The organism is Gulosibacter massiliensis (assembly GCF_900626105.1).
Taxonomy (GTDB): Bacteria; Actinomycetota; Actinomycetes; order Actinomycetales; family Microbacteriaceae; genus Gulosibacter; species Gulosibacter sediminis.
Genome location: NZ_UYZX01000001.1, coordinates 1,933,100 through 1,945,900 on the forward strand (window position 1 = coordinate 1,933,100; position 12,801 = coordinate 1,945,900).

Genomic DNA, 12,801 nt, shown 5'->3' on the forward strand with positions numbered 1-12,801 from the left:
CGGGGCGTAGTTGCGCCTCGGCACTACCCTGGTAGTTATGCCGAATACTGCCTCCAACCGTGGGAAGAAGGGGTCCGGGTCCAACTCCACCCGCTCCCGCGGCACCGCGAAAAACGACACCAAGGTCCAGTTCACCAACGAGGAACTGGGGCTCGGCGCGCGCGCCTGGAACGGTTTTGCCCACAGCATGGGCGGGGCCGCCCGGGCGCTCGGACGCGACACCCTCGCGAAAGAAGACCGCCGCGACACCTTCCCGACCGCCCTCGTGCTGCTCGGCATCATCGGCGGCGTCACGCTCTGGTTCTTCCCCGGCAACGTCATCGCCGAGAACCTCAACGCCTTCAGCTTCGGCGGACTGTTCGGCCTCGTTGCCTACGCGATGCCGGTTGTGCTCGTTGGCCTCGCGCTCTGGCTCTACCGGCACCCCGCATCCGTCTACGACAACGGGCGAGTGTTCACGGGGCTCGCGATGGCACTGTTCAGCGCCGCCGGCATCTGCCACCTCCATGCGGGCCAGCCGCAGCCGGCCGAGGGCATGCCCTCGCTCGCCCGCGCCGGTGGCATCTTCGGCTGGATGGTCGGCGGCTCGCTCGGCTTCATCATCACGATCATCGGCGCGACGATCGTGCTCGCGCTTATCTTCGTACTCTCGCTCTTCGTACTGACGAAGACGCCGCCGAGACAGCTGCCGTCGCGCATCGTCGAGGGCTGGAACTGGCTCGTCGGCGCCGAACGCTCGGCCGAGGCGAAGGGGCAGGATGTCCCCGCAGCGCAGGAGGAACCAGCCCGCAAGCCCGCCGACGACGACGTGCCGTGGTGGCGCCGTAACGACACCGGGCGCGAAGAAGACCCGGCCTACGACACGCCGCTCGTCGACCCGAGCAACCGCGAGGGCAGCGACGCGACGAAGGTGCTCGACACCGAGGCGAAGGGCCGTAAGGGCCGCAAGCGCCGTCGCCGCGACGACGAGACCGAGGTGCTCGGCCTCGACGTGTTCGATGAGGTGCAGGCGCCCACCGACGGCTCGGCGCCGCAGGACTTCGGCGTGCCCGCCCCGCTCGAGAACCCGACCGAGGTGCTGCCGCCGATGCGCGGCGACACCGCGCCGATCCCTGAGACTCCGAAGCGCACTGCGCCCGCCGCTGCCGCCGCAGCTGCACCCTCGGCTCCAGCGCCGGCCGCGTCGAGCGAGCCGAGCGAGGCCGACGCGCTCGCGGCGGTCGAAGAGGACGAGACAGCGAACTGGGACACCCGGGCCGAGCCGAGCGACGAGCAGGTGGCCTATCAGCTGCCGGCCACGCGCATCCTCGAACGCGGCGAGGCGCCGAAGTCGAAGACCGAGGCGAACGAGTCGACCATTGAGGCGCTCAACCAGACCTTCAAGTCGTTCAACGTCGACGCCCAAGTGACCGGCTTCTCGCGCGGCCCGACCGTGACGCGCTATGAGGTCGAGGTCGCGCCCGGCACGAAGGTCGAGAAGGTCACGAACCTCTCGAAGAACATCGCCTACGCCGTGCGCTCGAACCAGGTGCGCATCCTCTCGCCGATTCCCGGCAAGTCGGCGATCGGTATCGAGATTCCGAACACCGACCGCGAGACGGTGCAGCTCGGCGACGTGCTCGCCTCGCAGAAAGCGCTCAAAGCGCACCACCCGATGACGATTGGCGTGGGCAAAGACGTCGAGGGCGGCTTCGTGCTCGCGAACCTCGCGAAGATGCCCCACCTGCTCGTCGCCGGTTCGACCGGTTCCGGTAAGTCGAGCTTCGTGAACTCGATGATCGTCTCGCTGCTCATGCGATCGAAGCCCACCGAGGTGCGCATGGTGCTCGTCGACCCGAAGCGCGTCGAGCTCACGCCATACCAGGGCGTGCCGCACCTCATCACCCCCATCATCACGAACCCGAAGAAGGCCGCCGAGGCGCTCCAGTGGGTCGTGAAGGAGATGGAGATGCGCTACGACGACCTTGAGAACTTCGGGTTCCGGCACATCGACGACTTCAACGCGGCGATCCGCGCGGGGCAGGTCGAAGTACCCGAGGGGTCGAAGCGCAAGCTCAAGCCCTACCCGTACCTCCTCGTCGTCGTCGACGAGCTCGCCGAGCTCATGATGGCCGCGCCACGCGACGTCGAGGACTCCATCGTGCGCATCACGCAGCTCGCGCGCGCCGCGGGCATCCACCTCGTGCTCGCGACGCAGCGCCCCTCGGTCGACGTCGTCACCGGCCTCATCAAGGCGAACGTGCCCTCGCGCCTTGCCTTCGCCGTGACGAGCTCGACCGACTCCCGAGTGATCCTCGACCAGACCGGTGCCGAGACGCTGATCGGTCAGGGTGACGCGCTGTTCTCGCCGCAGGGCTCGAAGCCGATTCGCGTGCAGGGCGCGTGGGTGAGTGACAAGGAGATTCACCAGGTCGTCACGCACGTGAAGTCCGAGGCGAAGCCCGAGTACCGCGCCGACGTCACGGCGCCAGCCGAGAAGCGCGAGATCGACTCCGACATCGGTGATGACCTCGAGCCGCTGCTCGCGGCCGCCGAGCTCGTCATCACCTCGCAGTTTGGCTCGACCTCGATGCTGCAGCGCAAGCTCCGCGTCGGCTTCGCGAAGGCCGGGAGACTCATGGACCTGCTCGAGTCGCGCGAGATCGTCGGCCCTTCTGAGGGCTCGAAGGCGCGTGACGTGCTCGTCGCTCCGGATCAGCTCGCCGAAGTGCTCGCGATGCTGCGCGGTGACGGTCCGCCGCCGGCGGCGCCCTCGGGCGACGACGATGACGCCGACCCGTACGGCGACGACCCGATCGAGGCGAAGTACGAGGGCCTTGAAGAGGTCGAGTCCTCCGAATCCGAAGACGCATGGGAGCTGACCGGTCGTGACTGACCCCCGCAACGCCGCCGAGCGGCCCCGCATCTGGCGACGCGGCGACGGGCCGGTGAGCCCCTGGGCGGTGCCCAACCTCATCACGATGGTGCGCATCCTCTTCGTGCCCGCGTTCGTGTGGGTGATGCTCGCGGATGCGGGCGAGCACGGCGCCCTGCGCTGGGTTGCGCTTGCGCTGTTCGTCGTCGGCATCAGCTCGGATGCGGTCGATGGCCACCTCGCGCGCAGCCGCAACCTCATCTCCGACCTCGGCAAGCTGCTCGACCCGATCGCCGACAAGGCGCTCACCGGGGCGGCACTGATTCTGCTCAGCGTGCTCGCCGAGCTGCCATGGTGGGTGACGATCCTCATCCTCGTGCGCGAGCTCGGCATCACCGTCTGGCGACTCATCGAGGCCCGTCGTATCGTGCTGCCCGCCGGTCGCGGCGGCAAGCTCAAGACCGTCATGCAGGCGGTTGCGATCTCGCTCGCGATCGCGCCGTTCCCGGCGCTGCTCGGCGACTGGATGCACTGGGTGAACGGCGCGTTTATGTCGGCCGCGTTCGTTCTCACCATCTGGTCGGGAATCGACTACCTCGTGCGGGCATACTGGCCAAAGAAGCACGACGGTGGCGCACCGTCGGCCACGACAGTGGGGGAGCAGGCATGAGTGATTCATCCTCGAGAGACGATGCGACCCAGCCAGTCGACACCGAGCAGGCCGGCTACTGGGAGGCCGAGGTGATCGACCCGATCAACGTTGAGGGCGGCGCGCAGGCCGTGCCACTGCCCGAGGGTGCCGAGGCTGAGGCGGCCGCTGCCGCGCCTGCTGGCGACGCCCCGGTCGACGACGCGATGCCGCCACTGCCCGCGGTGCCCGCCGAGATTAACGTGATCCCGGCGCAGACCGCTGAACTCGGGCAGGTGCTTATCGAGGCGGGCCTCACGATTTCGGTCGCCGAGTCGCTCACCGGTGGTGAGCTCGCGGCCGAGCTCGTGCGCGTGCCGGGCATCTCGGCGTCGTTCCAGGGCGGCACCGTCGCCTATCAGTTCGCGGCGAAGCGCGAGCTGCTCGGCGTCGAACGCTCGCTGCTCGCGGCGGCCGGCGCCGTGCATCCCGAGGTCGCGCAGCAGATGGCCGCGGGCGTGCGCAAGCAGTTCTCGTTCAAGGGCGAGAAGCCGGTCGACATTGGTATTTCGACGACCGGCGTCGCCGGCCCCGAGCCCGCCGACGGCCAGCAGCCAGGCACGGTGTTCGTCGGCATCGACTCGATCTTCGGCGACCGCGTCGTGCAGCTCGACTTCAGCAACCTCGTGCGCGACGACGACCCGGTCGGCTCGCGCCACCGCATCCGCATCGCCACGGTCGAGGCCGCGATCTTCAATCTGCTCGAACACCTGGCCGAAGCGCCGCGACGCTGAAAATTTTCCGAGCGAGCTGACGTGATCGGGAATGCGCACGATCAGTTCACGGTTGTACACTTCATGGTTCGCGATCCATGCGAGCCAACGAACTTGAGGAAGGGAGGTTCCGTATGGTGCTAGTTCGACACGAAATGGGCGAGGTGCTGCGGGACGTCCGTCTACGCCGCGGCGACACGCTCCGACAGGTGGCAGGCCGTGCATCGGTGGCGCTCGGATATCTCTCCGAGATTGAGCGTGGGCAGAAAGAGGCCTCGAGCGAGATTCTCGCTTCGGTCGCTGAAGCTCTCGACACGCCGCTGTCGACGATCTACCACGAGGTTGGCAACCGCCTTGCGAAGAGCGAAACGCTCATCGCGCGCGAACGCCAACTGGCGCAGGTGCAGCAGGTTATTCCCGACACCGTTCCGGACAACCTGCTCAACGGGCCCGCTCGTCACGAGCAGGCAGTCTCGACGCACTAACCCGAACCAGCACTCGGCCCCGAACAGCTGCGCTGCTCGGGGCCGAGCCGGTTTTCCATGGTGGTGCGGCATCGGGTCGTTAGGCTGGTGGGTATGCGATTGAGCGAGTTTCAGCGAGCGGTCCGCGACGAGTTCGGCGAGGCCTACGGGGCGTCCGTCGTGCGCGACGTCGTGCTCGGCCCGCTCGGCGACCGCACCGCGAAGCAGGCGCTCGACGAGGGGGAGGACGCCCGCGACGTCTGGCTCGCGCTCTGCGACGCGATGGATGTGCCGCGCAACCGCTGGTACGGCGTCGGCCTGTTGCCGCCCTCGAACTAGGCCGTCACTGCCGGCTGCGGGCTGAGCTCGGCGCGGACTGGGACGCGACGGCGACGCACGAAGCCCGGCTTGTCGGCGGGCCCGGTGGCGGCAATCGCGCGCCGCGTCGTCCACGGCCAGGTCATGAGTGACCAGACGATCGCGACGAGCAGCAGCTCCCAGAGCACGTAGCTCGGCCACGGCCCGAGCGCGTCGAGCAGCGAGATGCCGCGCGGCGGGTGCGAGAGGTAGCCATAGTTTGCACCCGTGATCGCGTTGACGATCATGGCGATCGCCCCCCAGGCGCAGGTGATGAGGTAGGCGAGCACGAAGCCCTTCCAAGTGGGCTGGTAGCCCGCGCCCCAGATGAGCACGAACGGCACGAGGAACACGGCGACGTGGAGCACCCAGTAGAGGGTGAACTCGAGGGTCGGGTTGACGAAGTAGTTGAGGTCAGGCGTGAGCACCGACATGAGGTTCAGCGTCAGGCCCCAGAAGTACGAGACGAGCACGGCCCACGGCGTGCGGGTGATGAGCGCGATCGCGGCGAAGATGCGCAGCCCGTCCGAGAAGTGGAAGGGGAGCGACTCGTTGAGGTTCCAGTTCACGGGCAGGAAGCCCCACGCGAGCCAGAAGACTGTGATTCCCAGCAGCACCCAGCCCGAGACGGTGAGGATGCGCTCGAACCGTTCGGTGCCGTTCGCGCGTCGAGCCCAGATGGTGAGCAGAACGGCGAGCACAACCGTGATGGCGAGCACGATGAGGTGCTCGGCGCCGTAGGCGGTCATGTGGCCGATTGGTTCGGGCGCCATGGTCACTCCTGCTGCTCGTTGCCTGCTGGTAGCACCAGCCTAGGCGGGCGAAGCGGGGCGGATGCGCGTTCGTCAGATTCGAAAGCCGGGCGCGACACGCCCGTACATGTTCGAAACATTGTTCGAGCGGGTGTAGTGTCAACCGTGCGAGCTGTGGAGCGGATCTTTTCCACAGGCGGGCGAGCAACTGCGATGCATGTCGGAGGCTCGACCTAGCCTGACGGCATCAGGTTCGAAACCCGGTCGCAGCCCTGTCGAAGTGCTCTACATCAGCGCAAGACAGCCTGTGGGCACCAAAATACCGACTCCAAGGAGCATCCAAAATGGCAGCACCAAAAGACCGCGAGAAAGCCCTCGAAAGCGCACTGACGCAGATCGACCGCCAGTTCGGTAAGGGGTCGGTTATGCGACTCGGCAGCGAAGAGCGCGCCCCCGTCGACAGCATCCCCACCGGCTCCGTCGCGCTCGACGTCGCGCTCGGCGTTGGCGGCCTGCCTCGCGGCCGCGTCGTTGAGATCTACGGCCCGGAGTCGTCGGGTAAGACAACCCTGACGCTCCACGCCATCGCCAACGTGCAGCGTGCCGGCGGCATCGCCGCGTTCATCGACGCCGAGCACGCGCTCGACCCCGAGTACGCGAAAAAGCTCGGCGTCGACATCGACCAGCTGCTCGTCTCGCAGCCCGACACGGGCGAGCAGGCGCTCGAAATCACCGACATGCTCGTGCGCTCGGGCGCCGTCGACCTCGTCGTCATCGACTCGGTCGCAGCGCTCACCCCGAAGGCCGAGATCGAGGGCGAAATGGGCGATGCCCACGTCGGCCTTCAGGCCCGCCTCATGTCGCAGGCCCTGCGCAAGCTCACGGGTGGTCTGAGCCAGACGAAGACCACCGCCATCTTCATTAACCAGCTGCGTGAAAAGGTTGGCGTCTTCTTCGGCAGCCCCGAGACCACCTCGGGCGGTAAGGCACTGAAGTTCTATGCCTCGGTGCGCCTCGACATTCGCCGCATCGAGACACTGAAGGACGGCGGCGACGCCGTCGGTAACCGCACCCGCGTCAAGGTCGTCAAGAACAAGATGGCCCCGCCCTTCAAGCAGGCCGAGTTCGACATCCTCTTTGGCGAGGGCATCTCGCGCGAGGGGTCGCTCATCGACTTCGGCGTCGAGCACGGCATCGTCACCAAGTCGGGCTCGTGGTTCACCTACGAGGGTGACCAGCTCGGCCAGGGTAAAGAGAACGCGCGTCGCTTCCTCAAGGAACATGACGACGTCGCGCTCGAGATCGAAGACAAGATCCTCGTGAAGCTCGGTGTCCGTCAGGGCGCCGAGACCGAAGCCGACGAGCCCGTCTACGACGAGGCCACCGGCGAGATCATCGAACGCATCGCGTAGTCGACCCAGGGGCGGGCATGGTCATTCGTGACGATGCCTGCCCCACTTCGATGCGTCGGAGCGCTGACACATCGATGCGTTCGCCGAGTCTCACGGAAGGTGTTCTCACATGACCAACGACCAGAACCGCGGCGCCGATGGGCTCGCCCCGGTCATTGCATTCCCCAGCCGCCCGACCCCGACGGCCGAAGCGTCCGCTGACGCCGATGACGGCGCGCTTGCCGAGGCCGAGAAGGCGACGCAGCTCGACCGGCTGCGCGCCCGTATCACGAGCGTCGAGCAGGGCGAGGCACAACCCGAGGCGACACCGAGCGACGCGGCCCGCTCGAACGTGACGGCCCTGCCGTCGGCGGCGCAGCCTTCGGCCTCCCAGACGTCGGCGCCCCAGACGTCGGTGCCCCGCCTCTCGGACACCGAGCGGCCGGCGACCTGCGCCGCGGGGCCGAGCTTCGGCCCCGCGAGCGGCGAGCCGCGAGCGGGCGCCGACACCGACGGTCGGCGCGGCGCTGCGACCAGCACCCGTGGCGGTGCCTGGGCGCGCGGCCGCGGTGGCAAGCACGTGCGCTTCAACGAGGCTGACGCCGACGACCCCGCCGAGACCACCCCGCTGCTCACAGGCGAGGAGGCGATCGAAGACGGCGTGCAGCGGCTCACCCGCGGGCTCGCGCGCAGTCCGAAATCGGCGCAGGAGTGCGACGCGCACCTGCAGGTGAACACCGATCTCGATGAGGCTCAGCGCGGCGAGGTGCTCGACCGACTGCGCGGCTACGGCTATCTCGACGACGAACGCCTCGCCGAGCAGCTCGTTACCGGCAAACTCGCCCGCAAGGGGCTCGGGCGTGCCGGCATGGCGCGCGAGCTCCGCCAGCGCGGGCTCGACAGCGACATCATCGACGACGCACTCGAGTCCACCGACGCAAGCGAGTTCGACCTCGCGCTCGAACTCGCCACAAAGCGTGCGCGCAGCTTAAGCGACCTCGACCCCGAGGTCGCTCGCCGTCGACTCTATGGCTACCTTGGCCGCCGCGGCTTCTCGGGTTCGATCGTCAGCCAGGTCGTGCACCTGGCGCTTCAGCCGCCGACGTCGTCGGGCCCCTACTTCAAGTAGCGCGCTGCGCTCGCCGCCTCGTTGCCAGTACTGTCACGTGGCTGAGGCGGGGCGAGCTCGAGCCGACCGTGCTGCCACCGCTCGCGCAGCCAGCGATCGTGGGAGGCGATCACGACGGCACCCGGGTACTCGTCGAGCGCGGACTCGAGCTGCGACACGAGTTCGATCGCAAGGTGGTTCGTTGGCTCATCGAGCAGCAGCAGCGCCGGCGGCTCCGCCACGAGCGGCGCGAGGGCCACGCGTCGGCGCTGTCCGTATGAGAGCTTGCCGAGCGACCGCCGCGAGGCTGCCGCATCCAACAGCCCGAGGTCCTCGAGCGACGGCGCCCGCCCAGGTCGCCGCAGGGCACGCCGATACGCTTCCGCCGCTGAAATCGAGAGGTCGGGCCACTCGTCGTCCTGCCGCAGCATCCGGATGCTCCGGCCGCGCTGCGCTTCGCCTGAACTCGTCGGCACCGTGCCGGCGAGCACCCCAAGCAGCGTCGACTTGCCCGCGCCGTTCGGCCCGGTGACGAGCAGGCGGCTGCCTGCCTCGATTTCGAGCGAGATCGGCGCGAGGCGACCTCGCACGCCCGCCTCGGTGAGCTGCGCGAGCATCCCCTCGCCCGTGACGCTGCCGCGTGCGAAGCCCGCAAAGCTCAGCGGCCGCGGCGGCACCGGCACCGGTGCTCGATCGAGGGCGTCGAGCCGGGCCCGCGCCTGTCGGAGCCGACCGCCGACGGTCTTCGCGGCGCGATCCGACTCGAACTTCGCGTTGATCCGAGAATCGCCGCGCGGCCGGTCGGTGTGGAAGATCTCGCGCGCGTCGACGTCGATAACGTAGGCCAGCCGGGCGCGCTCGGCCCGTTCCTCCTCGTACTCTCGGGTCCAGCGCACGATGTCGCGGCGCCGGGTCGCGAGGTAATCGCTGAGGTTGCCACCGAAGCGGCGGCCGCGCACCATGCCGTGGCGGATGCCCTCCTCGGCCGGGGTCGGGTCGAGGTCGATGATTACGGTTGCGAGCTCGTCGAGAAAGCTGCGGTCGTGCGAGGCGAACAACACCGGGCCGCGCCAGGAACGCAGCTGCGTCGCGAGAAACGCGAGCGCCTCCGCGTCGAGGTGGTTCGTTGGCTCGTCGAGGAGCAGCGCCGTCGGTTGCTCGAGCAGGAGCGCCGCGACCGAGAGACGGTGCCGCTGCCCGCCAGAAAGCTCAGAGATGGGCCGACCGCGGTCGAGCGCGCCGAGTTGCAAGCCTGCGAGCACGGTCTCGATGCGGGCGTCGAGCTCCCAGAGGCCGAGCTGCTCGGCCGCATCCAGCAGCCGCGAGTACTCGTCGGCCGCGGCCGAACTGCCGTCGGCAAGCGCCAGACCCGCGGTTTCGAGCTGGCCCTCGAGCCGGCGGATGGGCGCAACGGCGGTCGCGACGACGGCGTCGATCGTCGTATCGCCGGGCAGCTCCATCTCCTGCCGGAGGAAGCCGAGCTCGGCGGGGGCCGTCACGTCACCGTCGGCCAACTCGAGTTCGCCCGCGAGCGCTGAGAGCAGCGTCGACTTGCCGGCGCCGTTCGCCCCGATGAGGCCCGCCCGCTCGCCGGGGCTAACCCGAAGATCGAAACGGTCGAGCACGCGCCGCTCGCCACGGAGTACCGTGAGCTCGCGCGCCTGCAGGTGGGCGCCCTTGTGGCGCGTCGAATGAAGAGTCGTTGAGTGGGTCAATTGCCTGTGCCTTCCGCGCCGTGATCGCGCGTACGTCGGCGTGATGCGCCAATCGAGAAGGTTCGCCGGGCCTGCCCGAACAGGGCGCCGCACACGAACCGAGACACTAGGAAATCTTCATAATCGGCAACCTTAGGGCAGTCGAACGCTGAACACAATGCCGCCGTCCCGCGGTGCGGTCGGGACGGCGGCAGTGGTCGCACGGTACATCGTCGGACGCGAGGAGCTGGACGCGATCCAGGACGGCTTCAATGTCGGCACAATCGGGGGACTGACCAGCGAGCATCACCTCGTGTCAGAGACCGGCACGGGATGATGCTCGCTGGGTGTTATGAGTCCGTGTTTCCGAGTCAGGAGATGGCGTCGTCGGTACGGGGCCGTGACGTCGTGCGGTCGAGTTCTGGGACGAGCCCGAAGTCGGTGAGGAGTTGTCCGATCTGAGTGTGGTCGAGGTGTTTGATGATGCGGTTGCCGACGAACTTCGGGCCGGGCAGCTCCACTTCCTCGCCGTCGCGGAGGCGCGAGGTGGCCTTAAGCAGGAACCTGAGATCGTACGTTGAATTGAACACCTCCGGCACGCCGCGATCAATGCCCAGCAGCTGGTATGCGGCCTCCATCGCAGTACGCACCGAGTACTCGGTGGTGAAGATCGTGTCGCGCGTGGTTTCGGCGAACTGGCCGATGAACGCGAAGTTCACTGCGCCCTCAGGCACCACGTCGGGGCGATCGCCGCTGGTGCGTGGCATGAAGAATGAGGTGACATAGGGCATCATGACGGGCACGGTCTTCGCCCCGTTTGCTGCGAGATCCGGGATTTCCTCGACGGGTACGCCGAGGTGATAGAGCCATTCTTGGGTGATCTCCTCGCCCGTCGATTCCTGCATTGTCTTGCCGGTGAAGTCGCCGGGCACGTCGACGAACAGGCCGTAGATCCAGACGACGATCTCATCGGGTGCTTGCGCCTTGAAGTGGGGTTGGCGGTTGACTGTCCAGCTGAGCAACCAGGACGAGTCTTTCGCAGTAACGATGCCACCGGTGACGACGTTGCCCGAGAACGGGTCGCGCTTGGCGATCTTCTCGATATACCTCGGGATCTCAGGCCCGATGGTGGTGACGGTCGCTGACTCCCATTTGGTCTTCGGGATGTCGCTGGCGAACACCTCGGGTCGGCCGAACGAGGGGTGCTTGGCCGCGATGCGTCGCCACAGGTCCCACGCCGGCGCGGGACCTTCGTCGAGCCTGGCGGCAGAGTGGTGCGTTCCGTCGTTGGAGTTCTCTGTGAGCGAACCGATCGTGGCGAGCACCAGGTCGTCGGGGCCGAGGTCGACGCTGCCAGGCACGCCGTCATTCGTCCAGTGGATCCGGGTGGCCTGCTTGCGGTCGCCGTCGAAAGAGAAGTCGATGTCTGTGACTTCGGTGGAGAACTGGAACCTCACGCCTTGATCCACGAGCCACCGGTACATGGGTAGCACGAGCGATTCGTACTGGTTGTACTTCGTCAACTTCAGCGCCGAAAGGTCGGGGAGTCCGCCGATGTGGTGCACGAAGCGGTGCAGGTAGAGCTTCAACTCGAGTGCGGAGTGCCAGTTCTCGAACGCGAACATGGTCCGCCAGTAGAGCCAGAAGTTGCTGCTCAGGAAATCTTCACCGAAGACCTCGTCAATGCGCTTGCCTTCCATCTCCTCGCGCGAGGCGAGGAAGACCTTGACCATCTCCTTCTGAGCTTGCTCGCTCAGGCCGAATTCGTTGTTGGTGGCGAACTCCTCGCCCTGCCGGTGAGTAACCCGGTTGAGTGAATAGTTCGGGTCGTCCTTGTTGAGCCAGTAGAACTCGTCGAGGACGGATCCGTCGACCTCGAGCGACGGGATGGTGCGGAACAGATCCCACAGGCACTCCATGTGGTCCTCCATCTCGCGTCCGCCGCGGATGACGAAGCCTTTCTCTGGCTTCTTGATACCGTCCAGCGCGCCGCCGGGCAGGTCGAGGCGCTCGAGGATGGTGATCTTCTCTCCGGGGAGTTGCCCGTCCCGGATCATGAACACCGCCGATGCCATCGAGGTGAGCCCGGCGCCGACGAACCACGCGGTCTTGTTCTCGACACCCTCGGGCTTGCGGGGGTGAGCGAAGGCTTCGTAATTTCCGCTGCTGTAATACATCTGTTGTGCACGTCCTCTCGTGAAATGTTTGGCTGCTGGACTGGGGTGAGTTGTAGGTGTGCAAGCGCATGCCGGTGGCGACACCGAGCTTGCCGTGGTCGAGGTAGTCGCTCGTCAGTCAGGCTGCGAGTGTCTGGGCCTCCTCTCTGTCGCCGGGGTGTGGTGCAGCACGCCGGTCACGATCTGTGTGACCTGACGTCTGCGGTCGTCGATCGCGGCAGCCGGGGGGATCTCTGAGGCCGTCATGCGAGCGATCGCGAGATGGGCGACAGCGAACAGCGAGGATGCCGCGGCCTGCGTCTCGTCGTCGCTGAGGTGCGGTGCAGCGCGGCGCAGGGTGTCAGAAAGCGACGCTTCGAGCGCGAAGATCAATTCCATGCCTTCTGCCCGGAACTTGGCGTCGTGTGGGCCGAAGAGTAGCTCCCGCTGATAGGCAGCACTCTTCTCCGCCGCCCGCGCGGCGCCTTCAGCCATCGACGACCGGAGTGCCTCGTTGTAGACCATGAGCATCAACTCGCTCCCGGTCGCCGCGTAGCGGAATAGGGTGCCGGCCCCGACCCCAGCCGCTGCCGACACCTCCTATGTTGTCACCGCCGAGAACCC

The 12,801-nt window shown here is 67.2% G+C and carries 11 protein-coding genes; 7 read left to right on the forward strand and 4 right to left on the reverse strand.

Annotated features, from left to right (window positions below; genetic code table 11):
* Positions 1–37: 37 nt before the first annotated feature.
* The 5 genes from EJL01_RS09170 to EJL01_RS09190 all read left to right on the forward strand — a co-directional run bounded on the left by EJL01_RS09170 (position 38) and on the right by EJL01_RS09190 (position 5,058).
* Positions 38–2,875, forward strand: coding sequence for an FtsK/SpoIIIE family DNA translocase (locus EJL01_RS09170; RefSeq protein WP_125107225.1), 2,838 nt, complete (start codon positions 38–40; stop codon positions 2,873–2,875).
* Positions 2,868–3,524, forward strand: a complete 657-nt coding sequence (gene pgsA / locus EJL01_RS09175) for a CDP-diacylglycerol--glycerol-3-phosphate 3-phosphatidyltransferase (RefSeq protein WP_125107226.1) — start codon at positions 2,868–2,870, stop codon at positions 3,522–3,524. The genes EJL01_RS09170 and pgsA overlap by 8 nt, the downstream gene beginning before the upstream one ends.
* Positions 3,521–4,276 carry a CinA family protein gene (locus tag EJL01_RS09180; protein WP_241209156.1) on the forward strand — a complete coding sequence of 252 codons (756 nt, stop codon included), beginning with the start codon at positions 3,521–3,523 and terminating at the stop codon, positions 4,274–4,276. The genes pgsA and EJL01_RS09180 overlap by 4 nt, the downstream gene beginning before the upstream one ends.
* A gap of 113 nt (positions 4,277–4,389) precedes the next feature.
* The gene (locus EJL01_RS09185; RefSeq protein ID WP_125107227.1) at positions 4,390–4,740 is read left to right on the forward strand and encodes a helix-turn-helix domain-containing protein; all 351 of its coding nucleotides are present in this window, start codon (positions 4,390–4,392) and stop codon (positions 4,738–4,740) included.
* A 93-nt stretch (positions 4,741–4,833) separates the two neighbouring features.
* Positions 4,834–5,058: a DUF3046 domain-containing protein gene (locus tag EJL01_RS09190; RefSeq protein WP_164509769.1), complete on the forward strand. Its 225-nt coding sequence runs from the start codon at positions 4,834–4,836 to the stop codon at positions 5,056–5,058.
* Here EJL01_RS09190 and EJL01_RS09195 read toward each other — a convergent pair.
* Complete coding sequence (locus tag EJL01_RS09195; protein WP_241209157.1) at positions 5,055–5,849, reverse strand: YwaF family protein; 795 nt, start codon at positions 5,847–5,849, stop codon at positions 5,055–5,057. The two genes, EJL01_RS09190 and EJL01_RS09195, sit on opposite strands and share 4 nt — an antisense overlap.
* Positions 5,850–6,172: 323 nt before the next feature.
* Between EJL01_RS09195 and recA the strand changes: the two genes are divergently transcribed.
* On the forward strand, positions 6,173–7,240 hold the full coding sequence (gene recA, locus EJL01_RS09200; protein ID WP_125107228.1) for a recombinase RecA: 1,068 nt from the start codon (positions 6,173–6,175) through the stop codon (positions 7,238–7,240).
* 109 nt (positions 7,241–7,349) lie between these two features.
* Entirely contained in the window at positions 7,350–8,348 is a 999-nt protein-coding gene (locus EJL01_RS09205) for a RecX family transcriptional regulator (protein ID WP_125107229.1), read from the forward strand.
* Here the strand turns inward: EJL01_RS09205 and EJL01_RS09210 are convergent.
* The 3 genes from EJL01_RS09210 to EJL01_RS09220 form a co-directional block, all read right to left on the reverse strand.
* A complete protein-coding gene (locus tag EJL01_RS09210) occupies positions 8,336–10,042 on the reverse strand; it encodes an ABC-F family ATP-binding cassette domain-containing protein (protein WP_164509770.1) in 1,707 nt (568 codons plus the stop codon). The genes EJL01_RS09205 and EJL01_RS09210 overlap by 13 nt on opposite strands.
* Positions 10,043–10,392: 350 nt before the next feature.
* Positions 10,393–12,198, reverse strand: a complete 1,806-nt coding sequence (locus EJL01_RS09215) for an oleate hydratase (protein WP_125107470.1) — start codon at positions 12,196–12,198, stop codon at positions 10,393–10,395.
* 114 nt (positions 12,199–12,312) lie between these two features.
* Positions 12,313–12,702: a hypothetical protein gene (locus EJL01_RS09220; protein WP_206427700.1), complete on the reverse strand. Its 390-nt coding sequence runs from the start codon at positions 12,700–12,702 to the stop codon at positions 12,313–12,315.
* Positions 12,703–12,801 lie beyond the last annotated feature (99 nt).

Excerpts from the sequence above, each read along its gene's own strand:
- EJL01_RS09170 (WP_125107225.1), top strand. The coding sequence starts at position 38 with ATGCCGAATACTGCCTCCAACCGTGGGAAGAAGGGGTCCGGGTCCAAC.
- recA (WP_125107228.1), top strand. The coding sequence starts at position 6,173 with ATGGCAGCACCAAAAGACCGCGAGAAAGCCCTCGAAAGCGCACTGACG.
- EJL01_RS09220 (WP_206427700.1), bottom strand. The coding sequence starts at position 12,702 with ATGGTCTACAACGAGGCACTCCGGTCGTCGATGGCTGAAGGCGCCGCG.
- EJL01_RS09185 (WP_125107227.1), top strand. The coding sequence starts at position 4,390 with ATGGTGCTAGTTCGACACGAAATGGGCGAGGTGCTGCGGGACGTCCGT.
- EJL01_RS09205 (WP_125107229.1), top strand. The coding sequence starts at position 7,350 with ATGACCAACGACCAGAACCGCGGCGCCGATGGGCTCGCCCCGGTCATT.
- EJL01_RS09195 (WP_241209157.1), bottom strand. The coding sequence starts at position 5,849 with ATGGCGCCCGAACCAATCGGCCACATGACCGCCTACGGCGCCGAGCAC.
- EJL01_RS09215 (WP_125107470.1), bottom strand. The coding sequence starts at position 12,198 with ATGTATTACAGCAGCGGAAATTACGAAGCCTTCGCTCACCCCCGCAAG.
- EJL01_RS09190 (WP_164509769.1), top strand. The coding sequence starts at position 4,834 with ATGCGATTGAGCGAGTTTCAGCGAGCGGTCCGCGACGAGTTCGGCGAG.
- EJL01_RS09180 (WP_241209156.1), top strand. The coding sequence starts at position 3,521 with ATGAGTGATTCATCCTCGAGAGACGATGCGACCCAGCCAGTCGACACC.